Annotated in this window: 20 protein-coding genes and 2 tRNA genes; 13 read left to right on the forward strand and 9 right to left on the reverse strand. The window is 38.2% G+C overall.

Translation table 11 applies throughout. From position 1 onward, the window contains the following. The 3 genes from dnaA (at position 1) to E4O01_RS00015 (ending at position 4,492) form a co-directional block, all read left to right on the forward strand. Entirely contained in the window at positions 1–1,407 is a 1,407-nt protein-coding gene (gene dnaA, locus E4O01_RS00005) for a chromosomal replication initiator protein DnaA (RefSeq protein ID WP_253693033.1), read from the forward strand. A 165-nt stretch (positions 1,408–1,572) separates the two neighbouring features. Then, entirely contained in the window at positions 1,573–1,944 is a 372-nt protein-coding gene (locus tag E4O01_RS00010; protein ID WP_253693034.1) for a hypothetical protein, read from the forward strand. A gap of 406 nt (positions 1,945–2,350) precedes the next feature. After that, positions 2,351–4,492 carry a right-handed parallel beta-helix repeat-containing protein gene (locus E4O01_RS00015; RefSeq protein ID WP_253693035.1) on the forward strand — a complete coding sequence of 714 codons (2,142 nt, stop codon included), beginning with the start codon at positions 2,351–2,353 and terminating at the stop codon, positions 4,490–4,492. On the opposite strand, the gene E4O01_RS00020 is transcribed toward E4O01_RS00015, so the two are convergent. Then, positions 4,489–5,760, reverse strand: a complete 1,272-nt coding sequence (locus E4O01_RS00020) for a Fic family protein (protein WP_253693036.1) — start codon at positions 5,758–5,760, stop codon at positions 4,489–4,491. The genes E4O01_RS00015 and E4O01_RS00020 overlap by 4 nt on opposite strands. Positions 5,761–5,930: 170 nt before the next feature. Between E4O01_RS00020 and dnaE the strand changes: the two genes are divergently transcribed. After that, a complete protein-coding gene (gene dnaE, locus E4O01_RS00025; RefSeq protein ID WP_253693037.1) occupies positions 5,931–9,380 on the forward strand; it encodes a DNA polymerase III subunit alpha in 3,450 nt (1,149 codons plus the stop codon). Positions 9,381–9,418: 38 nt separating this feature from the next. After that, positions 9,419–10,000: a YggT family protein gene (locus E4O01_RS00030; RefSeq protein WP_253693038.1), complete on the forward strand. Its 582-nt coding sequence runs from the start codon at positions 9,419–9,421 to the stop codon at positions 9,998–10,000. Position 10,001: 1 nt separating this feature from the next. Here the strand turns inward: E4O01_RS00030 and E4O01_RS00035 are convergent, their stop codons facing one another. The 3 genes from E4O01_RS00035 to E4O01_RS00045 all read right to left on the reverse strand — a co-directional run bounded on the left by E4O01_RS00035 (position 10,002) and on the right by E4O01_RS00045 (position 11,960). Then, positions 10,002–11,711 carry a DUF5312 domain-containing protein gene (locus E4O01_RS00035; RefSeq protein WP_253693039.1) on the reverse strand — a complete coding sequence of 570 codons (1,710 nt, stop codon included), beginning with the start codon at positions 11,709–11,711 and terminating at the stop codon, positions 10,002–10,004. A gap of 91 nt (positions 11,712–11,802) precedes the next feature. Continuing rightward, positions 11,803–11,874: transfer RNA gene (locus E4O01_RS00040), tRNA-Glu, on the reverse strand. Between the two features lie 15 nt (positions 11,875–11,889). Then, positions 11,890–11,960: transfer RNA gene (locus tag E4O01_RS00045), tRNA-Gln, on the reverse strand. Positions 11,961–12,093: 133 nt separating this feature from the next. Here E4O01_RS00045 and E4O01_RS00050 point away from each other — a divergent pair. The 6 genes from E4O01_RS00050 to E4O01_RS00075 all read left to right on the forward strand — a co-directional run bounded on the left by E4O01_RS00050 (position 12,094) and on the right by E4O01_RS00075 (position 17,686). Beyond that, entirely contained in the window at positions 12,094–13,884 is a 1,791-nt protein-coding gene (locus E4O01_RS00050) for an ABC transporter ATP-binding protein (RefSeq protein WP_253693040.1), read from the forward strand. An 85-nt stretch (positions 13,885–13,969) separates the two neighbouring features. After that, positions 13,970–14,182 carry a DUF2281 domain-containing protein gene (locus tag E4O01_RS00055; protein WP_253693041.1) on the forward strand — a complete coding sequence of 71 codons (213 nt, stop codon included), beginning with the start codon at positions 13,970–13,972 and terminating at the stop codon, positions 14,180–14,182. Beyond that, complete coding sequence (locus E4O01_RS00060) at positions 14,182–14,571, forward strand: type II toxin-antitoxin system VapC family toxin (protein ID WP_253695227.1); 390 nt, start codon at positions 14,182–14,184, stop codon at positions 14,569–14,571. The genes E4O01_RS00055 and E4O01_RS00060 overlap by 1 nt, the downstream gene beginning before the upstream one ends. Before the next feature lie 23 nt (positions 14,572–14,594). Continuing rightward, complete coding sequence (locus tag E4O01_RS00065; RefSeq protein ID WP_253693042.1) at positions 14,595–16,424, forward strand: ABC transporter ATP-binding protein; 1,830 nt, start codon at positions 14,595–14,597, stop codon at positions 16,422–16,424. A gap of 67 nt (positions 16,425–16,491) precedes the next feature. Beyond that, the gene (locus E4O01_RS00070; RefSeq protein ID WP_253693043.1) at positions 16,492–17,436 is read left to right on the forward strand and encodes a hypothetical protein; all 945 of its coding nucleotides are present in this window, start codon (positions 16,492–16,494) and stop codon (positions 17,434–17,436) included. Between the two features lie 19 nt (positions 17,437–17,455). Then, entirely contained in the window at positions 17,456–17,686 is a 231-nt protein-coding gene (locus tag E4O01_RS00075; RefSeq protein ID WP_253693044.1) for a PspC domain-containing protein, read from the forward strand. Between the two features lie 57 nt (positions 17,687–17,743). Here the strand turns inward: E4O01_RS00075 and E4O01_RS00080 are convergent, their stop codons facing one another. The 4 genes from E4O01_RS00080 to E4O01_RS00095 all read right to left on the reverse strand — a co-directional run bounded on the left by E4O01_RS00080 (position 17,744) and on the right by E4O01_RS00095 (position 20,415). Beyond that, on the reverse strand, positions 17,744–18,751 hold the full coding sequence (locus E4O01_RS00080) for an alpha/beta hydrolase family protein (protein WP_253693045.1): 1,008 nt from the start codon (positions 18,749–18,751) through the stop codon (positions 17,744–17,746). Positions 18,752–18,760: 9 nt separating this feature from the next. Continuing rightward, positions 18,761–19,702, reverse strand: coding sequence for a prolyl aminopeptidase (gene pip, locus E4O01_RS00085; RefSeq protein WP_253693046.1), 942 nt, complete (start codon positions 19,700–19,702; stop codon positions 18,761–18,763). A gap of 70 nt (positions 19,703–19,772) precedes the next feature. Continuing rightward, positions 19,773–20,198, reverse strand: coding sequence for a PIN domain-containing protein (locus tag E4O01_RS00090; RefSeq protein WP_253693047.1), 426 nt, complete (start codon positions 20,196–20,198; stop codon positions 19,773–19,775). Next, positions 20,191–20,415 carry a DUF6364 family protein gene (locus E4O01_RS00095; RefSeq protein ID WP_253693048.1) on the reverse strand — a complete coding sequence of 75 codons (225 nt, stop codon included), beginning with the start codon at positions 20,413–20,415 and terminating at the stop codon, positions 20,191–20,193. Before E4O01_RS00095 ends, E4O01_RS00090 begins: the two co-directional genes overlap by 8 nt. A gap of 144 nt (positions 20,416–20,559) precedes the next feature. Between E4O01_RS00095 and E4O01_RS00100 the strand changes: the two genes are divergently transcribed. Then, positions 20,560–21,189: a TetR/AcrR family transcriptional regulator gene (locus tag E4O01_RS00100; protein ID WP_253693049.1), complete on the forward strand. Its 630-nt coding sequence runs from the start codon at positions 20,560–20,562 to the stop codon at positions 21,187–21,189. A gap of 4 nt (positions 21,190–21,193) precedes the next feature. Here the strand turns inward: E4O01_RS00100 and E4O01_RS00105 are convergent, their stop codons facing one another. Next, complete coding sequence (locus E4O01_RS00105; RefSeq protein WP_253693050.1) at positions 21,194–22,006, reverse strand: DUF4300 family protein; 813 nt, start codon at positions 22,004–22,006, stop codon at positions 21,194–21,196. A gap of 260 nt (positions 22,007–22,266) precedes the next feature. On the opposite strand from E4O01_RS00105, the gene E4O01_RS00110 reads away from it, so the two are divergent. Next, positions 22,267–23,001 carry a DUF5058 family protein gene (locus E4O01_RS00110; protein ID WP_253693051.1) on the forward strand — a complete coding sequence of 245 codons (735 nt, stop codon included), beginning with the start codon at positions 22,267–22,269 and terminating at the stop codon, positions 22,999–23,001. Positions 23,002–23,007 lie beyond the last annotated feature (6 nt).

A 23,007-nucleotide genomic window follows, 5' to 3' on the forward strand; every position in this document is an offset into this window, starting at 1 on the left:
ATGAGCGAATGGGATTATAAAATTTTTTGGGATGAGGCTGTTAATCAATTTAAAGAAGAGCTCTCCTTGCCTGTATTTTCGATGTGGTTTGTACCTGCAAAATATGAAAAATCGACAGAAAATTCCGTCTTTTTGACTGTGCCGTCTCAATTTTTTAGGGATCAGTTGATTACGAAGCATAAAAAAGCTATAGAAAAAAAATTGTTTGAGCTTTCAGGTAAAAAACTGTCAATAGAATTCACCGTAAATAAGGATACTTCTACAGATTCTGAGGAAACTGAAGCTGAGGAAGCCGTATCTAAGCCGGTATCAGCCGATAAAGATACAAAAAAAAGGCAAAAATCGGTTAAAAGTGTAGATAATGCGCGAGGCCAGCATCCTGATTTAAAAAGTGAATATAATTTTGATGACTTTGTGGTAGGGCCTAACAGTTCTTTTGCCGTAAATGCGGCTCTTGCCGTCTCAACGAATCCGGGAACGGCTTATAATCCTATGCTGATCTATGGAGGAGTCGGATTGGGGAAAACTCACCTCATGCAGGCTATAGGCAATAAAATATGGAATACAACAGACTTAAAGGTTATTTATGTAACAGCGGAAAATTTTACAAACGAATTTGTTGAATGTATTCAAAAAAGAAAAATGCCGGCATTTAAAAGCAAATATAGGAATGCCGACGTTCTTCTCATAGACGATATTCACTTTTTTCAAGGGAAGGAAGAAACTCAGGAAGAATTTTTTCATACCTTTAACGAGCTGTATGAAAAAGATAAGCAGATTGTCTTTACCTGCGACCGTCCGCCCGCAGAACTTAAAAGGCTGGAGCCTCGTTTAAAATCAAGGTTTGAGAGAGGTTTAAATGTTGATCTCCAAACTCCGTCTTACGAAGTCCGATATGCTATTCTTTTAAAGAAAATGGAAAAGCACAATATAAATATTCCTAATGAAGTCATTGATATGGTTGCAAAAAATATTTCTTCAAATGTCCGTGATTTGGAAGCAGCCTTAACAAAACTCATCGCCTATACCGAGCTTACAAAGAAAACTATGGACGAGGCTACGGCAAAGAATCTTTTAAGGGATATTTTCGGTTCAACCCGTCAAAGAAATGTTACCATAGACCTCATTCAAAAAACCGTAGCAGACTATTTCAGCATTTCGATTTCTGATATTAAAAGCAAAAAACGCACGAAGAGCTTTTCATTCCCGCGTCAAATTGCGATGTTCCTTTGTAGGGAAATGACCGAGTGTTCTACAACCGAACTAGGCAACGAATTCGGAGGCCGGGATCATACAACCATCTTGCACGGCTGTAACAAGATTGAAGAACAAATTGCAGCCGATCCGAGCTTAGAAAAAATCATCCATGATCTTAGAAACACGATAAAAGAAAATACGAATAAATAGCCGGAAACCCAAAATAATTATATTTTTTTGTATTTATACCATGTTTTTTATATACTTTTGCAGTATTATGCTTTATAATTATAGTAGAGTATCATATTTAATTGGGATCCGGCGATAGGGCATAAAAATTTGACATTCGGTTTCTGAAAATGGAGAGGTAACAAAATGCGGAAAAAGTTATTTTTACTTGTAGGAATTTTATTTGTTATATTGGCCGGCTGTGATCAGTTTTTGAGAGATATTGAAAAAGATTTTGAATATTGGGCATCTACAATTATCGTTACGGATACGGCAATCCCCTATGCGGGAATAGATAGCGAAGGCTATCCCTGCCTTTCGAGCGAAAACGATAAACTCATAACAATAAAAATAGTAAATGCGTTAAAATATGAATTTAAAATGCCTACGGATCCGGGAGCTCCTGCCGACATAATAACTTTTGGAAGCGGAGTAATCGGCTCAGGTGCCGGTACCCCCCCCCCCCCCCTAGTACAACACGGATTATACCCTTATTCAAAATGGTGCCGGCCAACTTAATCTGACATTAAAAAAAGCTTTTTTACAAAAAAACGAATGGGGTAAGGCAGACCTAAACCCTTCAATTACCATTTACAGCAAAGAAGGCAGAAAATTTTTAACTCACAGCTTTAAGCTGAGGGTAAACACTCCTCCTCCCAATCTCGAGAAAATAGACTTAGTAAAAACAACCGGAAGTCCGTCATACTATGTTTTATGCTTTAAGGCTGAAGGCATTGGTACAAAAGTAAACGGCTTATTTTTACACGGCGACGGTTATGAAGGTTCCAACAATAAATTAAAACTATTAATACGCAAAGGGAATGAGTCCGAGCAACCGCATGAGCTCGCCTTAACTTCTTCGGGCGTTGGTACTAATAGTACTTTTATAGGGAACGGTGGTTTATCAACGCTGGACGGCAATGCTATGCCTTCTGACGTATCCAACCTTTGGACAATCCGGTATAAAACCGATGTTGTAGTAGATACAGGTGCCGCAGTAAACTATACAATCCGATTAAAGGATAAAAAAGGTCTTGAATCCAATACGGTAACATCAGGGACACAGCTGCCCCATCCTATAATTAAGTTTACCTATGTACATGATCCTGACAAATATATAACCTCAGGTATTTACTCGACCGGAAACGATATAATTGCAAAGATAAATGAGACAAATTCCACCATGTCAAACCCGATAAAAATTTATACTGCATACGAAGATAAGGTAACATTGGAGGCTTTCGGCGCTTATGGCCCCGGAGTTGTAATAAGGGCCGAGCTGGACGGCATTCCGGTGCAATATGCTTCGAAAATAGAGCTTTCTGCAAATGAGTCCGGAGCGGATTATGAACTTAAACTTTGGGTAGAAGGCGGCGGCTTTACCCCAAGTAAAAAAATAACCTACTATTACAAGGTTTTTAATACAATAAAAGCAACACATTCCGATATACCTGTATGGGGAATTCTTAAAAAAGCTGTAAACAAACGGAATTTAATAACCATCGATGGTACAATAAAGGCTTCAGATAGTCCCGATAATAACAAGGGAGAAATTATCATACAGTTTGGATCTGCATCTAGAACGGTAAGCATAAAAGGCATAAATAATGCAGCTATTGATGCAGACAATAAAAACCGCATTTTTCATATGTCAAGCAAGCAGCTGACTCTTAACCTAAAAGATATAACACTTACAAACGGAAAAGCTGACAGAGGAGGAGCTATAAACTGCGGCCAAGGTCCTATAAATTTTAAAGGAGGATGTATAATCAGCAATAATACGGCCAACGAAGAAGGCGGTGCTATATATGGCAGCTCTAGTATCATAAATTTTGAAGGAGGATGTAAGATAAGCAATAATACATCACCTAAAGGCAAAGACATATATTTATACGGCAACAGTAAATTGTACATAAAAGACAGAATGACAGTTGATTCCGGTAATCAAATATATATAAATCCGAGTTCTGTCGATTCCTATTCAAAGTTTTATATAACCGGAGAACAGGATATCACTAATCCTATAAACATAAAAATAGATGCTGCTGATATAGACGATGTTAAAAATAAGCCGATTATTGTAGGCGGTGGCTATACCCTTACAGAGAATGATATAGGAAAATTCAAGCTTGATAGCAGCCATTCCGGTTTTATCATCAACCTTGACCATGAGGCTGATGCTGCCTTGTTGAGTGAGATACATAATCCAGGATCAATTACTAATTGGGGTCAGCTTCAAAGCGCTATCACGAGTGCTCCGTCAGGTGCTGTAATTAAATTAGGCCCCGGCACTATAACAGCCGGATCAGATAGTAGTGAACTGACTGTTTCTGGTCCTAATAAAACCCTAACAATAATCGGCAGCAGCAGCGGTACTACTATAGACGCCGATAATAAGCATCGTGTTTTCCTAATGAAATACCCCCATATTAAGCTCAAATTGAAAAACTTAACCGTCAAAAATGGTATAGTTACGAATAAGACTGGAGCAGGTATAAAAGTTGACAGTTATGCTACAGGCAGCTTGACATTGGTAGATACAAAAGTAGAATATAACACAGTTAAAGCTACTTCCGGGCCTGTACAACACACTGGAGCCGGTATTATGATAGAAAATGCATCTGTAAAGGTTTTTATAATCGGAGGCTCAATAAGCAATAATAAAATAGATTGCAGCACAACAACATACACATCCGGGACTGAGCCTCAGGGCTGCGGTTTATGGCTTGGCAATAGCTCGACTACGGTTATAAAAGGAAATACTACGATTCAATCTAACTCTTATACAAAAAGAAATACCGGGTCTGTAACTTGCTACGGTGCAGGTATATATCTTAACGGCAGCTCAAAACTCACCATAGGGGAAAGCGGTGCAGACGATAGCGTTAGTCCTATAATATCGGGGCATAGTCGAGTTTCCGGTACTACCTGTCATGGAACGGCCATAGCTATTGCCGGTGGACGAGTAGACTGGCTAAGCGGCCGAATAATAAATAACGGCGGAAGTGCTCAAGCAGTGTACAACAGTGGAGGTATATTTAATGCTAACAGTCACACAGCATATTAGTTTGGGAATTCGATCCGCAGATTTGATTTTACATAGGCTCTTTTGACCTTATTGAGATGTATTTCGGATAGAAATTCGAGCCTTACCAGGCCTTCCAAATCGCTTCGGGCTGTAAAATTGGATACTGCAAAGCGGCTTTCGATTTCGCGGACAGTCAGCATAATATCGGGGTTTTCTTGCACGATTTGAATAATTTGACTCTGCCTTTCATTGATTCCCTTGATATGGCTGAGCAAAAAAGCTGTTTTATTTTCTTCTATTTTGCGGGTTATGTAGAGCTTCATATCCTCAAAAGCCTTTTTTATCGTGATCAGATTATACATAATAAAATAAGTGAGGTCATTTTCGTCATATTCGGTATAGAGAAAAGCTTTTTCATACATTCTTTTTGTTTTGTAAATAATGCGTGAAATCGGCATATATTCAATAAGCTGATACCCGTTTTTTATCATGTACCAGTAAAATAAAGAGCGGGCGGTACGTCCGTTTCCGTCGGAAAAAGGATGTATATAGGACAACATAAAATGAATGATAACCGCCCTTATGATGGGATGGATAAATGTTTTGTCTTTTCCATTAAAAAATTTTTCCAAATCTGAAATCAGATTTTTTAATTCTTGATAATCGGGAGGATAATGAGCTGTCTCTCCTGTAAGTCCATCCATTATGATGATGTTGTTATGTTTACGAAAATGACCGGAATCGTTTTCGTTATCTAAAGTGTTTTTTGTCATCGAGTAATGAATATCTTTTAAAATTTTGATCGAAAAATTTTCTTGTACATTTTCTTTTATATAATTTATTGTTTGATAGTTATTTACAATCATCTGTTGGTCTTTATTTTTAGGTTTTTCTTTTTTGCGCAGCATATTTTTTGCAACTTTTCTTGTGGTTGCCGCTCCTTCCATTTGGCTTGAAGCAATAGCCTCTTCCATTATGGAGGATGTTAAAAAGGCATTTTTGTTTTCATAAGGAAGAATGCCGGCTGCTTGAGGACCGCCTCCGATGTTCATATCAAAATAGTGAAGTAATTCCATTATTTCGTCATTTACCGTAAAACCGAATTTGTATTTACCGAATTTTAAAAAAGTACGATTGATACGGCGCAGGTTCTTAATGGCAAACCACGCTTCTTCGGGATTTGTATCGGTCAGCCTGAAATACTTTACCTTATCCCAATAAGGATATCCTCTATTCAGCTTTTCTATTTCCGGATTAAAAGCTATTTGTGAGACTTTTTTTGTGCTTACGGGAGGCCGTTCTAACATAACTATATAATAGCACTATTTTAAAATAATTTCAATATTCTTCTTGATTTTTAAAGAATCAAGAAGTTTAAAGAAGTTTTAAATTCTCCGATTTTGATTGACAGCTTGGCCTGTTTTTCTTTTCTCCAAGCCTTGCAAAAAAGAGCCTTTTGTGGTAGTCTTAAAGCCTTATGGCTGTCGATTTTGTTCATCTTCATGTTCATTCCGATTTTTCTCTTTTGGACGGAGCCGCTTCGGTTAAAGGGCTTGCGGCAAAGGCCGAGCAGCTGGGGCAGACTGCCCTTGCTTTGACCGATCACGGCAATATGTTCGGCGTTATAAATTTTTATAATGCCTGTAAAGAAAAAAATATAAAGCCCATAATCGGCTGCGAGTTCTATGTTGCTCCCGAAAGCCGATTTGAAAAAAAAGAAACTCCGGGCGGAAAAAAATACTATCACCTGATTCTATTGGCAAAGAACGAAACAGGATACCGCAACTTAATGGTGCTTTGTTCTAAGGGATATACTGAGGGGATTTATTATAAGCCCCGCATAGACGATGAACTTTTAGTACAGCACTCCGAAGGGCTTATATGCTTGTCGGCCTGTCTTGCAGGAGAGCTTCCTGTTCTCTTATTAAACGGCGAAAAAGAAAAGGCCGAGGCTCATGTACGCAAATACCGTGAAATTTTCGGTGCCGAAAACTATTTTATAGAACTTCAAGATCACGGAATAGCTGAAGAAAAACGAGTATCCAAGCTCTTAATCGAAATGGCCCGCAAGGTCGGTGTTCCCTTAGTTCTTACAAACGACATTCACTATGTAGAACAAAAAGATTATATAGCTCAAGATATCTTGATGTGTATCGGAATGAAAAAACTCAGAACCGATACCAACCGCATGCAGTTTGAGGGAAGCGAATTTTATTTTAAGTCGGGAGAAGAAATGGCTAAACTCTTCCCCGAATATCCTGAAGCTGTTTTGAACACTGTCCGCATTGCCGAAATGTGCAATCTGGAAATTCCCCAGCCCGGTCCCATTCTTCCGATATACAAAATCCCTGAAGACTTCAGCTCAAAAGAAGACTATATCCGGCACTTGGCTGAAGAAGGCTTAAAAAAGCGTTATCCGGTTATTACCGATGAAATCAAGGAAAGGCTTAACTACGAGCTCGATATAGTTATAAAGATGGACTTTGTCGGCTATTTTTTAATTGTTTGGGATTTTATAAATTGGGCAAAAAATAACGGCGTCCCTGTAGGTCCGGGGCGCGGCTCCGGAGCGGGCTCAATCCTTGCATACTCTTTGAGGATTACAGATATAGATCCCCTAAAGTACAATCTACTTTTTGAGCGCTTTTTAAATCCCGAAAGAGTTTCGATGCCCGACTTCGACGTAGACTTTTGCTTCGAAAGACGGCAGGAGGTAATAGAGTATGTGCGCCAAAAATACGGAGATGAAAACGTAGGTCAAATCATTACCTTCGGAACCTTAAAGCCTAAGGCTGTAGTAAAAGATGTGGGGCGGGTTTTAAATATTCCGCTTGCCGATGTAAACGCCATTACAAAGCTCATACCGCCCAAGCCCCTAACTGACGGCGTAAAAGAAGTTACCTTAAAATACGCCGTTGATGTAGTTCCCGAATTAAAAGAAATGGCCGAAGACCCGCAATACAAGGAGCTGTTTGAAATAAGTATAGCTCTTGAAGGTAGAAACCGCAACTCAAGCCTTCATGCTGCGGGTATAGTTATAGGTAAGACGGTCTTAACCGACTATGTTCCTCTTTACAAAGATTCAAAAACCGGAAAGATTGCCACTCAGTTTACTATGGATTTAATCGAAAACTGTGGGCTTGTAAAGATGGACTTTTTGGGTTTAAAGACTCTAACTTTAATCAAGCACACTGAAGACCTCATTCATAAACGAGGCGGAGACTGGACAAAATTTTCGATAGCCGATATAGATTATTCCGACGCAAAAACTTTTAAAATGTTGAGTGAAGGAAAGGCCGGTGCCGTATTTCAGTTTGAAAGCCAGGGTATGCAAAATATTTTAAAGCGGGCAAAGCCCTCAAAAATGGAAGACCTAATAGCCTTAAACGCCTTGTACCGTCCGGGACCGATGGATTATATCAATCAATTTATCGAATCGAAATTCGATAATTCAAAAATAAAATATCCCGACCCCTGCCTTGAAGATATCTTGTCAGAAACATACGGTGTCATTGTTTACCAAGAACAGGTTATGCAGGTTGCCCAAAGGATAGCCGGTTACTCCCTCGGTCAAGCCGATATTCTCCGCCGTGCCATGGGAAAGAAAAAAATCGAGGTTATGAAAACCGAAAAAGAAAAATTTATAAAAGGTGCACAAGTTAAAGGCTTCAGCAGGGAAGATGCCGATAGAATTTTTGAAATCCTTATTCCTTTTGCAGGATACGGTTTTAACAAGAGTCATGCAGCAGCCTATTCGGTTTTAGCATTTCAGACTGCTTATTTAAAGGCTCACTTCCCGGCAGAATTTATGGCTGCTAACCTAACCAACGAAATTACCTCGACCGATAAACTTCCCGAATACATTACCGAAGCCGAAAAAATGGGGCTTAAAATTCTTCCGCCCGATGTAAATTTATCGGATCCTTATTTCAGTGTTTCCCCTGATGGAAACATTATTTTCGGCCTTTTGGGTATAAAGGGAGTCGGAATGCAGGCTGCCCATGAACTTGCAGAAGAACGCGAAAAAAACGGCAAGTATAAATCTTTTATGGATTTTTTGGAACGCAACGATCTTCATACTCAAAACAAGCGGAACCTTGAAGTTATGATTAAGACCGGCTGTTTTGACAGCTTGGGACAGGAGCGTTCTACCTTGATGGTTAATTTGGATGGAGCGGTTGCTTATGCTTCTCAAAAAAGAGAAAATGAAAGCACGGGGCAGGGAAGTTTGTTTGAAGGTTCGGGAATAAAAGAGTTTTCGGATTTTGTTTTTGAAAAAATCGAAGAGTTCCCCAAAAAGGAAAAACTCCGGCTCGAAAAAGAATTGATGGGCTTTTATATTTCAGGGCACCCCTTGGATGAGTACCGCAAGGTGATAGATAATTCGGCTACTTTGGATATTTCGCATCTTGCCCGCGCTACTTCAAAAAAAAGCTATGTTCTTGTCGGTATGCTTACCGGAGTCAGACAGCATCAAACAAAAAAAGGCGCAATGATGGGCTTCGGGACTTTTGAAGACTTAAACGGAACATTGGATTTGGTATTTTTCCCGAAAACATGGGAAAAACATAGGGCTGCTCTTTTGCCTGAAACCGTCTGCGGTTTTGTCGGTTCGATAGATAGCAGCGACGGAGAATCCCATTCCTTCTTGGTAGATGATGTTTTGGAAATAGGCAAGTTACAGCAAAAAGCTCTAAGTGAAGTTCATATCGAGCTTGATCAAAATATAACTTCTGCAAAAGAATTGAGCGGCTTAAAAGACTTTTTATATGAGCGCTCAGGGAACTGCGATGTTTATATTCATGCAAAGGATGAAGACAAGGCTTATATAATTAAGGCATCTCCCCAAATTCGTATTCCTTCAACTCCCGAATTTATTGAAGAGCTGAGAATGCAGTTTGGGGTTGAGCAAATTTGGCTTGAATAAAAATTAATTAAATTTAAAATATAGGTAGAGAGGTTTATATGATATCATCACTTTTTAACACATTAGGTTTTGCAGTAAAGTTGTATTCTTATCTTTGTATTATTTATATTTTTCTTTCATGGATTGGTTCGCGCTCACGCGGCGGTTTTCTCTATGAAATTTGTAATCCTTATCTAGGTTGGTTTAGGAGATTTAAATTTACCCAAGTCGGAATGGTGGATTTTTCTCCCATTTTGGCTATTGGAGTTTTATCTCTTTTTTCCAATATTCTTTTTCAAATTGCGGATACAAGAACTTTTTCAGTCTTAGGTATTGTGTTAAACCTTATAGCTATAATTTGGTCCTTCTTTTCGTTTTTACTCAATTTTTTTATTATCATATTGATAATCAGGCTGGTTCTTGATTTTTCCGAAAACTACCGAAGAGGTAATTTTGCTGATATGCTCGACAGATTTTTATCTCCTGTTTTTGTGAGAGTTCACAAACTTTCGGGCGGAAAATTTATGAGCCTTCGAAAACAGATAATTGTATGCTTGATAGTATTGATTCTTATGCGCTTTTTATTGGGTGCACTTATAGGATCGCTGGGAGTCATGTTTAAGTATTTCAGGCTTGTGTAAATTATCTGGCTTCTGCTTCAAGTTTTTCTGCCAACGATAGGAGGTTTATACCGGTATGTATTTGCTCCTTTACGGAGGCGACTTCTTCGCGGAAAATCCCGTTGTTGGCTCCGGCTATAACCGCCCAGTTGGTGATGGTTGCGTAGAGACTGGTTTTTCCGCCGCCTAAGATTCCCGTCAAGATTTGTTCAACAGATTTAAGCGCATCTATACTGGAATTTATAAGCTGTTTTGCTTCGGATTCTATTGTGTGCATGAGACCTTCAATTTGATTTTTATTTTTTAAAGTGGCCGTTTTTTCTGCACGTATCTTTGCAAAGGCCGTTCCTATATCTCCGGTAGGGGATAAGCGGTTTTCGAATTTTTCAAACTCGCCTTTACGGTGCTCAAGAACATTATATGAAGTTGTGTACTCGTTTAAGTTTTCATGCCTGTAGAAATTGCCTTCTACCAAAATGGTTTTTAAAGTGTCCGACTGTTTTTCGTTATAAAAGGAATAGAAGAACGTTTTTAAAAACAAAAACGGGAGCTCTTTTTTGAATTTGCATTCCACCCATAAGTTCCGCCATGGGCAAAATTTCATGGATTCTAAATCTCCAACCTTTAAAAGGTTAATCATTTGAACTTTAATATTAAATTTCTTTTGTTCGTATGACCATGTAGACCATTTTTGATTAAATCTTTCATACCAAGCTTGTTTAAAATAGATAAACCAATCTTCTCCGCCTGTGAGTCTGTAAGGCATCCAGTTTATGTCTTTTTTTATGTAGCGGGTAATATCAAGCAAGGGTACTTGTTTTAAAAATATCCTGATTGTTCCCAGAGCCTCAATAGCTTCTTTGATAAATTCATCAGCCTCTCTAACCATTCTTTTGTCATCATCAATTATGGTTTCCTGAGCATGCATTAAAAATAGAGCTTGTAGGAGATTATGCGGAATATTTTTTTTGGAATAGAGTATTGACGAGAGAACTTCCATTTCAGGTTGTATTGTAAGAGCTTGACATGTGGCATTTGAGTCGGAAATTACGTTAAACCTTAACAGGGTCTTGTCCAAGGCTAGAGAGCAAAAGGACTTCATCCATTCTATGGCCTGCGCACATTGGTACATTTCACTTTTTTCTTCATCGGTTAAATTTGAAAAAACCGAATCTATTTTTCTTAAAAAGCCTGTTCTTATGTTTGAGGAAACCTCCGAACCGATTTTAATTGAAAAAGGATTTGTTTCTTTCATAAGTCTTTCATAGGTTGCCGGTGCAACGAATGAGCTTACCAACATGTAAAAGGAACCTTTTCCGGAGTCATATGCAGAAAGAAGAGATGTGAAAAATAGCTGGGTTTTGCGTAAATTTTTTAATTCCGTGTAAAAAATTCCTGAATATACGTTCTGATTTATGTTTATATAGGGACCGGCTGTTCTTTTAAGGCTTTTAGCCATTCTCTTTAAAAGTTCTTCGTTATATATTACTTTTAAAGGTATTGACCGCAAAAAGGACTTTATAGAAAGCCATAGCCGGATTAGAAAAGGTTCGCTCGATATGCCTATGCTCTGATGTTCCCTTATTCTTTCCGAAAGGGTCTCCTTTTCTTCTTGTTGAGCTTCGGTTGAAAATTCTTCCATACCGCGCTGAATACTTTCCAGTAAACTTTGCGTTTCTTCTGTGGATAATGATTTTACCAATTGGTCAAATGTTGAAAGACTTCTTTCCATATCTTTATATATTATCGTAAATTATGAAAAAGTCTATAGGGGTATTAAACAAACTTGCAATATATTTTTAAATATTGGAGATTTATAAAACCGGTCCCTACGGGAATCGAACCCGTCTTTTAAGATTGAGAATCTCATGTCCTAACCGATAGACGAAGGGACCAACTAATATAAAAAATTCCCCAGGGAGGATTCGAACCCCCACAAGCAGAACCAGAATCTGCGGTGCTACCATTACACAACCGGGGAATAACAAGACGAAAATATATCATCAAATCAAAAAAATGTCAATAAGGCATTTTAATCCGATATTATCTAAATTTTAAATTTATATAGCATAAATCTTTTTTTTGTGTTAAAATAAGCGGTTAGGAATTAGAGTATGCAAAATTTAAAAAGACTTCTATCATATGCAAAAGGACAAAGCCGGCTTTATGTGCTTGCCCTCATTTTTACGCTTTTTTCGCAAGTAATTGTTGCCATGCAGCCCCAGTTAATCCGAATTACAATAGATTCGGTAATAGGCGGTGCTCCTCTGCCCGCAGGCTTAATATCCGGACTGGTTGCCTTGTTTAAAGACTACTTAAACGGAACAAGCGGTTTATTTGTGATGGCTTCGTTAGTTGTCGGCTTTTCTCTTATCAGGGGGCTCTTTACATTCGGCAGAATAAACACAGCCAGTGTTGCGACGGAGCGTTCGATAAAGACTCTTAGAAACAGATTGTACAATCACATTCAGCTTCTTCCCTATTCTTATCATGCAAAGGCCGAAACAGGAGATTTAATTCAGCGATGTACCTCCGATGTCGAAACCATCCGTTTGGCTCTTTATTCCCAGATAATGGACACTATAAGTGCCGTGTTTTTGATAATTTATACTATTTACCTGATGGCTCAGCTGAACACCAAACTTATGCTCATCTCATTTTTTATAATGCCTTTAACCTTTTTTTCCTCTGCAATCTTTTTTAAAAGGATACAAAGGCAGTTTAAAAAAGCCACGGAGTATGAAGCGGCAATGACAACTGCAATTCAAGAAAATTTAACGGGCATCCGTGTTGTAAAGGCTTTTACCCGCCATCAATACGAAATAGAAAAATTCATTAAGCGTAGTGAAAGATACCGAAATCAAAATTTAAAGATAAACAACAGCTTTGCCGCCTTTTGGGCCTTTTCCGATTTTCTTTCGATTGCCCAAGTTTTCGGAATAATCATTTATGGAAGTATGCTTGCCTACCGTAATGAGATAACGGCCGGCGATCTAGTCGCATTCATCTCTTATACGGGAATGTTAATCTGGCCTGTCCGTCGCTTAGGCCGAATCATAAGCAATATAGGAAAATCCTTTGTTTCGGCAAACCGTATTGAAACTATTTTAAATGAAAAGGCTGAAGAAATTTTCCCCACAGGTGAAAAACCCGAAATTAAGGGAAACATTGTTTTCGATTCCGTTTCGTTTTCATACCCTGAAACACAAAACCAAAAGATACTCGACAATGTTTCGTTTAATATCAAAAGCGGACAGACCCTTGCAATCCTTGGGCCTACAGGCTCGGGGAAAAGCTCCCTTGTGCACTTGCTTGCCCGGCTTTATGAGTATGATTCCGGTTCCATCAAAATGGACGGAAGAGAATTAAACACCATCGACAAGGGCTGGATAAGGTCGCAGGTAGGGCTCATCTTACAGGAGCCTTTTTTATACGGCAGAACTATTATGGAAAACCTCAAATTGGCAGTGCCCGATATTTCCGATTCTTCGGCCCGCCACTATTCGCAGGTTGCTTCACTGGATGAAGAAATAAACCGATTTGAAAAGGGTTATGAAACCTTGGTCGGCGAGCGGGGCGTTTCCTTGTCGGGCGGTCAAAAACAAAGGCTTGCAATAGCCAGAACCCTCATTAAAGATTCTCCCGTGCTCATCTTTGATGATTCTCTTTCGGCTGTAGATACCCAAACGGACATAAGCATCCGTTCCGCATTAAAAGAAGAAAAGGGAAATAAAACTATGATTATAATTTCGCATAGAATTTCAACTATTTGCGACGCAGACAATATAATAGTTTTAGAAGACGGAAAGATAAGCCAAGAGGGAACTCATGAACAGCTGATAGCCCAAGAAGGTTTATACAAGAGAATTTACGATATTCAAAGCTCTGTTCAAGCCGGAGCGTAATTTAAGGTAGTAAAACTTATGGAAGATTTTGACGTAGAAAATTTTATGAATTTATTATATAATAGAATTGCATCGGAGGGCATATATGACTAATACGGTTTTAGAAAAAGAAATAGCAACGCTTCCTCATGCTGCAATAAGTGAGGTTGTTGATTTTATCCGTTTGATAAAATTGAAATTTCCTGAAGATAATGCAGTTTCTGAAAAAAAATCTCTTTTTGGCGTTTGGAAAAATGAACCTTTTTATATGTCTCCGGATTTTGATGATCCTCTCGAAGATTTTTCGGAGTATATGTGATGAAGTATTTACTCGATACCCATACAATTCTTTGGTATTTATTCGGGGATCCCCGATTGCCGAAAAGTGCTAAAGATATAATTGAATCTAATGTTTGTTTTTACAGTTATGTCTCATTCTGGGAGATTTCGATAAAACAAAGTAAAAAGAAATTGGAATTTACCCGTACTGTATATGAAATAGATGACATGTGTAGACGGGCAGGGTTTATAAAACTTCCGATTACGCTTGATGATTTCAACAGAATTCGAAATCTGCCTTTTCAAGAAAATGTAAGGCATAATGATCCGTTTGATAGAATTTTAATCGCACAAGCAATTGAAAATGATTTAACAATAGTAACTGCTGACGGAAATATTCCGTTATATGATGTAAAAACTGTTTGGTAAAAGATGGAAGGTAAGTAGTATTTATGGAAGATTTTGATATAGATAAAAATAACGAAAAATTTAAAAGCGGAGTTTGGAAAAAGGTTGTAAAAGAATTCGGCTATTTTAAGGAGTTGCTTGTTCCGGGTGTTCTTTTGGGCGGTTTGACAGGAGCCTTGGATGTTGTGCAGCCTAAGATGACTAAATATGTAATAGACACCTTTGTAAAGGGGCGGGATTTAAGTAATTTTAATGCCGTAATTGCTTTTACGGGAGTATTCTTGCTGATTTCTGCTGCGGCCACCTTTTTATTTATAAAATTTGTAGGCCATTTGGAAATAAAAATGTGCCACCGCCTTAGAACAAAGTGTTTTACAAAATTGCAGTCTCTTTCCCTCTCATTTTACGATAAAAATGCCGTCGGCTGGCTTATGTCGAGGATGTCCTCCGATATAAACAAATTGTCAGGCATTGTCGCATGGGGAGTAACCGACCTCTTTTGGGGCTTTTGTATGATGATGACTGTAATAGTTGCGATGTTTGGCGACAGCCCTCGGCTTGCCCTCATAGGCTTAATGACCCTTCCCATAATCGTCATTTTCAGTATTTATCTGCGGGGAAAAATTTTAAAAGCCCAAAGGCGTGTGCGTAAGATAAATTCTCAGTTGACTGCCTCCTACAATGAAGACATTCAAGGTGCTAAAACAACTAAGACCTTGGTGAGAGAAGAATTAAATGCAAAGGAGTTTGTGTCCAAAACCGAGGAGATGAAAACAGCTTCTATCAAGGGTATTTTAATTTCGTCTGTTCTTATGCCGACCGTTCAACTAATCGGAGCTGTAGGCACAGCCCTCATGGTCATTTATGGAGGAATGTCTGTTGTTTCCGGTGCCATCACAATAGGCTTGCTTGTTGCATTTTTTTCTTATGTTACACAGTTTAATGCTCCCTTGGCGGAAGCAGCCGACCTCTTTGCAGAATTTATTTCGGCTCAGGCTGCGGCCGAGCGTATCTTCGGCCTTCTTGAAGAGGAGTCCGAGATTAAGGACAAGGAAGAAGTTATCAAAAAATACGGCACCACACTTTGTCCCACAGATGAAAAAAGACCATCTATTAACGGCGGCGTAAAATTTGAGGATGTTTCTTTTTGGTACAAAGAAGGAGAGCCGGTATTGAGCGGTTTTGACCTTGAAGTTGAAGCCGGGCAGACCATAGCCTTGGTCGGAGCTACGGGAGCCGGAAAATCCACCATCGTCAATCTTTTTTGCCGGTTTTATGAACCTAAGAGCGGCCGTATCCTTGTGGACGGCATAGATTACACCGATATGGGTGAAAGCTGGATTCACGAAAACCTAGGCTATGTGCTTCAGTCTCCCCATCTTTTTTCGGGAACGATTGCAGAAAATATCAGGTACGGAAAATTGGATGCAAGCGATGAAGAAATTATAGAAGCTGCAAAACTTGTCGATGCCCATGATTTTATAGTAAAAATGGAAAAGGGTTATGATACTGAAGTAGGCGAGGGCGGAAGTCTTCTTTCCACGGGCCAAAAGCAGCTTATTTCTTTTGCTCGCACCTTGGTAAGAAATCCCCGCCTTTTTGTTCTGGATGAAGCAACCTCTTCTATCGATACCGAAACCGAGCAAAAAATTCAAAAAGCCATAACTACAGTTTTATCGGGACGCACCTCCTTTGTTGTTGCTCATAGATTGTCGACAATAAGAAATGCAGATAAGATAATCGTTGTTGAAGGCGGAAAGATGATTGAGTGCGGTAATCATGAAGAACTGATGAAGAAAAAGGGGCATTATTACGAGCTTTACACCAATCAATTTATCAGTGAAGAGCAAAGATCTCTCAATATAAAGAGTTAAAATATTCTTATCTTGTAGTTGTCTTTTTACAATTATAAGTGTATAATGGAGAGAGGAGGAATTGAAAATGCAAAGACTTTACTCGAAGATATTTATCGCAATTTTATGCACGGCTTTTGTTTTAGGCTGTAAATCGACTCCGAAACAGGCTTCCGATGTTTCATCAGGACCCGGAAAGATATCTATTAATTCGGTTACATGGATGATAGAAAGATTGGATACTTCAATATGGAATGGAACACTTAAAGGAAACGGAGAGATGTTTGTAAGCTTTTTTATCAAATACGACGGTTCCTTTGATACAAATGATGTCCGAAAACTATTGGTTGAATCTCCTGTAGACATGTGGATATTAAATGCCGCCCAGCTTGAAAAGATAACCGAAATAGACGATAAAGCTAAGATAGCATCCGTAAAGCGGCTCCAATGCGGACTGGGAGCGGGTTCTGTAGCTCTAGGAAAATGGAAATTCACTCTTACCGATGTTAATGGTAATAAATATGAGCAAATTCTTGATATTACCGGCTTCGAAAAAAAAGCTCAAGATAAGACTATCGAAGCCAAGGCAGAAGAAGGCAGCCTAGCTGACGTTGAAGCGCCGAAAGAGGAGATAAAAATGATTGTTCCTCAGGTCTCGGCAAAAAATGAAATAGCAGCTCTTTCGGTTCCTGTAATAAAATCCGTTTCTAAAGATTCCGATTCAATAGAAATTTTCTTTTCGGTAAATGATGAACGCGTAAAAAACGGTTATTTTTGGTTCGATGTGCCGGGAGAAAAATACTATAAAGATTCGGGCTCAATGGTAGATGCTTCGGGTAAACCTGTAAACGGATGCAGAGTTTTTTCAAAAGACGGAAAGGACTGCCGATATATCTTGCGTAAAGATGACTCCAACTCGGAGTGGTTTAACAAGATAACGGCCTGTTTCTTTGTGGTATCCGATACAAATCGGGTGTCCTCTCCTTGGGAAGAAAGAAACAGAGCCGTAAGTGCCAAGGCTGAAGTCAAATAAATTATTTTAAGAGGAAAAGATGAAAAAGAGATTATATAAGTCATCGAGCAACAAGAAAATTTTAGGTGTTTGTGCAGGACTCGCCGAGTATCTGGGAGTTGATCCTGTTCTAATCAGATTATTGTGGATTATATTTGCCTTGTTTGTAGGTTCAGGTGTAATTGTCTACATAATAGCAGCTATCATCATGCCTTATGATACAGAAATCAAAGATGATGATGAAACTTATGAGTATGCTCCGCGTGACTGATTGATTTTAATGCCGACTTAAAAGCTAAAAAAGCCGTTCGTTGAGAACGGCTTTTTTTTATTCCAAATTACGCGAGTCATAGTTCGGATAGGCTTCATGCTTTCTGCGGGCTTCGGTGTAAAGCAAAGCTTCAATGCTTTTAAAAAGAACTTCCCCCTTTTTAAAAAAGCCTAATCTTTTTTTGTTAGTTTTTAAAAAAGCATCGAACCATGCAGCGGTTAATTCGGCATAAAGATTGAATGCTTTTTCGTCATATCCTCCTGAAAGAGGTGTTTTGTAAATATCCAGGGCTCCGTTATGTTTTATATCTTTAAAGGATAAAAAGCAGGCCGGAATTTCTTCATTTAGGTTTTTAAAGAAACGGTAACTCTTTTCGGGGTAAGCCGTCTTATCAACCTCGGATGTCAAAAATAAAGCGGCGCCTTTAATTTGCTGAAATGTGTCGCCCAATTCTTCATTGGCGCTTCCTACTGCTTCCACAATAAAAGACGATCCGTTATAAGGATGAATTGCGGCGAGGGCTTTGATTTGCGGTGTAAAATTTGCGTAATAAAGTGAAGCTGCTCCTCCCATCGAATGGGCCAATATGCCTGCATTTTCCGTATCGATTAGCCCGTATAGATCGTGTTCGGGGTCTTCCGTTTTTTTCTTTATTAGTTCGTAGGCCGCAGAAAAGGCCGGAAGCCAGTCTTTAGGAAGTTCTTTTTTCTTTGAGGTAAAAACCGCAACTGCATAGCCTTCTGAAGCGAGACGGCGCCCCATCGATAAAAATGCATATTTAGAATTATTCCAGCCATGAGTGATTAGGATTAGAGGATACTTTCCTTCTTTTTTTGGAAGGTAGACGGTAATTTGCCCTTTTAAATTTTTCTTGTCGGAAAGGCTTTTGTCAATCCGGTTGTCTTGTACCAATTCAGTATAGACGTGATTAAAACCTGCACGTTTTTCATCATTATAAGCTCTTATCTCATAAACCTCTTCGGCGCTCTGTTGTTCGTTATCTGCGTAGAAAGGTAAAGAAAAGAGACTCAATAATAATACAAAAATAATACTTCGAGCTTTCATAAAAATTGATTAAAAGAATTTTTTATGATCTTCTGCTGCCCTTACAAGGCCGTCTACCAGCCCCGGTTCCATACTGGAGTGTCCGCCGAATACTACTATGTTCAAATTAGATTTAGGTAATTTTTTATGTAGTTTATAAGCGGAAAATGGAGGGCAGTCCATATCGTATCTTCCTTGAACTATGGTAGAGGGAATATCCTTAATTTTATCGCAGTTGTTTAAGATGTAGTTATCGTCTTTAAAAAAGCACTTGTGCAAAAAGTAATGACATTCTGCCTTGGCCATAGCTAAGGCTTCTTCATCGCTCATATTGTAGACACCGGGGAAAAGGCACACGAGGGCAGATTCCCAACGGCTCCACCTATGGGCGGCTTCAAGGGAAAGTTTTTTATCTTCTCCGAAGAGGCGTTTTGAATAAGCCCTTACCATAGAGCTTTTTTCTTCTTGCGGTATAAAATTTTGGTAGGCTTCAAAATCTTCAGGGAAGAATTTGGATGCTCCTCCTTCTTCATATATCCAATCTATTTCTTGTTGAGTTCCTAAAAAGATTCCTCTTAAAATTAAGGAGACGACCTTATCGGGATGGGCTATTGCATAGATTAGGGCAAGGGTGCTTCCCCAGCTTCCGCCGAAGACCATCCATTTGTCTATACCCAAGTGTCCGCGAAGTTTTTCTATATCTTCCACAAGATTTTCCGAGGTGTTTTCTTTCATCTCGCAAGGCGGTAAACTTTTTCCTGCTCCGCGCTGGTCAAACAAGACTATTCGGTAAAATTCTGGATCAAAGTACTGGCTTGCAACGGGAATACAGCCTCCTCCCGGTCCTCCGTGCAAAAAGACTACGGGTCTTCCCTTGGGGTTGCCGTATTGTGCATAATAGATACTGTGTATGTCCGAGACCTTTAAAAAGCCTTCATCAAAAAGCGGTGTTTTTTCGTATAAGATTTTCATAGATTACCTCATTGCATTTATAATAGACCTTTTGCTGCATAAATTCAAGATGATGTTTGTTTATAGATTTTTATACTTGTATTTCCTGTTGAAATGGGTTTATGAGGGTAATACCTTGATATTTTTGTCCGGAATTTAAATCTTCGGATATAATTAATTTACAATTAGTTTTTTCTGCAGCAGCAATAATTAATGAATCCCAAAAAGATAACTGTGATTCTATACTTATGTTTATAGCATTTTCTATTAATTGTAAATCACTTGCTATAATTTCCATATTCTTAAAATTATGAACTATATTTTTTATAAGATTTTTGTCTATGTTTAATTTTTTGGTTGCAGCAACATAGAATTCATTTATTACCTGCGTAGATATTACCGGCGTATTTTCATAAATTACCTTTCGTAATATATTGCGTGCTTTATTCATTTTAACATTGTCTCGATTGTCAAGTGCGTAAACAAGTATATTTGTATCAATAAATATTTTATTCACAGTATAACTCATCCCTTGTCCATTGTTTTTTTTCTGTAGAAATATAAACTTTATCCATTAAAGAAAATGTATCATCCAGCCATTCGTTTTTTTGATGGTGAATTGTTTGCTCAAGTAATTTACGAATTAGGCTATTAAAAGAAATATTTTGATTTTTAGCATATTCTTGTCCGGCTGTGAATATATCTTCATCAAGACTTAATGTTATATTTTTCATTTCAACCCTCCTGTGATTAATTATATATGATTTTTCTGAAAAAAACAAGATTTTCTCCTGATTTATCGTTATCATGAGGCTGTGCTAATTAATTTTTTTTCTCTGCCTTGAATAATTTTTGCTTTTATATTACACTGACCGGCAATGCCGAAAAAAACTTTTTTAAATTTACCTCAAGAAAAGCAGCGAAGAATCCTCGAAACATGTAAAAAGGAATTTGAAGAAAAGCCTCTTTTTCAGGCAAGTGTTTCGGATATCGTAAATACTCTGGGGATAGCCCGGGGGAGTTTTTATCAGTATTTTGAAAATTTGGAAGAATGTTTTTTTACGATTTTGAGCTCAGAAAACATGGATGTCCATGCTCTTTTTCAAGGTGCCTTGAGAGAAAACGATAACGATTTTTTTAATGCCCTTCTAAGATACGGCGAGATTCTTTCAAAGGAGCTTTATAAACCGTCAAAGCGGAATTTATACAGAAACCGCTTTCTTTATTGGACTCCCGACTTGGATAAGGCTTGGCTTGAATACAGGAAGAAAAACCTCCAAACTGAAAAGGTTGCCGAGATGGAAAAGATATATTTTTCAAACCTAAAAAAAAGTTCTCTTTCCCTTTCGACCCATGAAGATATAAAGGAACTTATCGAATACACCAAGGCCATTATTCATAACCTTATATCCCGCTCCTTTATCGAAAATTGGGAACCGGAAGAATTTGTTGAGCACTTTCGAAAACAAATAATGTGGATGAAAAACGGGCTTAAGGGCGGGGAGTGATTTTTTATTCCTTATACAGCTCCAACTCCACAAGTTCATCATTTTCCATGATAAACGGTTTTGCCGTAGTTTCGTCATGGTAGTGCTTATATTTTAAAAACAAATAATTATAGCAATCTTCTTTTTGGGCAAATTTTACTGCTTGATAAGGTTCTGAAAAAGAAAGTTTTTCTATAAATAAAAGTGCTCCCTTGTTTTCGAGCAATACACCGGCATGTCCTATAAAAAGATAGTCGCCGTCCAAGTTATCATGGAGGACAACCGAAAGCATTTTTGCATTTTTATCGAAGCTTATGTTTTTAAAATGTTCTTTCATCTTTTGGGCATGAGTACTGATATCCTTAGTGTTTTCGGTTTTTACCCTCGAAAATAATTGTTTAAACCTTTCGGTGTCATCGTCATTAAATATGTGTCCTAAAGCTATAGCGTCCTTATCCAAAAATAAAAGAGAATCGTCGATTGAAGATTTTTTAATTTCGATATTATCCTTTAAGAGCATAAAGGTATTGATTCGGCAATTTGTTCCTATAAAATCACCTTTTTTGGATGACCACAACTCTTCGATTTTTTGCTCATCATACTCAGGCTGCTTTTCTTCAAAACCCTTTGTCAAGCCGGTTCTTTCTATCGTTTCATTGTAATCGATAACTCCTTTGATAAAAGTTTCTGCATTTTTACTGTCCAGATTTGCATTTAAAGCAGTTTTTACTTCTTCTAAACTTTCATCGCCGCTCATGTTTGAAAATAAAGGTTTATTTTTCTGACATGATACAAATACAATAAAAATGGCCAAAATCAATGCTAATATTTTTTTCATTATTGCCTCCCAGTTTAGTAAAACCTAATTATACTATGTAAGTATATAATATTTTTATTTTTTAGTATATTGCCTTAATATTTTTTTAATAAATTTCAAAAATCTCCATAAACCGGAGAAGGAGCCTCTACCCACGGTATAAAAACTGTTGTCCAAAATTATTTTGTTTTTTTTGCAGTTATAGGTTGGACAAATACAAATTTCCATGATAGACTATTTGTTATAGAGTATCTCACGAAAGTAAATTTAGGAGGAAATCTATGGACAATTATTTGAACATTGCGAACTCTTGGGTTTTATGGCTTGCAGGTTTTCCGTTATTGATTACGGTATTGTTCCAGGCTATAATTTTTAGCAAAAAAGCAAAAGACGCTGCTAAAATTGTCGGCTTAAGTGATGCCGATGTACGGAAATCTTTCCGTATCGGTATGACCTCTTCTATCGGCCCGGTTTTGGGCGTTTTTATTGTAATGCTGGGCTTAATGTCGGTAATAGGCGGCCCCCTTGCATGGATGCGTCTTTCTATTATAGGGGCAGCTTCAACGGAACTTGCAGCGGCACAAATGGCGGCTCAAGCCCAAGGTATTGATTTATCAAGTCCCGATTACGGCTTAATAAATTTTGCAAATGCTACATGGGTTATGGCTTTAAATGGAAGTGCGTGGCTTTTTGTAACGGGCTTATTCTCCGATAAAATGAATATCCTGTCAAACAAAATATCACGGGGTGATCCTGCCAAATTAGCTATTTTAATGGTTACTGCAATGAGCGGAGCTTTCGGCTTTTTATTCAGTAACGAAATAACAAAGTCGCTTCGATCCTTAAAAGGAAAAAATTATCCGGCTATTGCAGCTGCCGTATCCGCAGCTCTTCTCATGGTTGTATTTGAAAAACTCGGAAACAAATATCCTAAATTAAAAGAATACAGCTTGGGAATCGTTATGCTCCTTGCAATGGTAATTGCAATGATATTTAAAGACGTAATTTTAAAATAAGGAGAA

Source organism: Treponema sp. OMZ 790, from assembly GCF_024181285.1.
Lineage (GTDB): Bacteria > Spirochaetota > Spirochaetia > Treponematales > Treponemataceae > Treponema_B.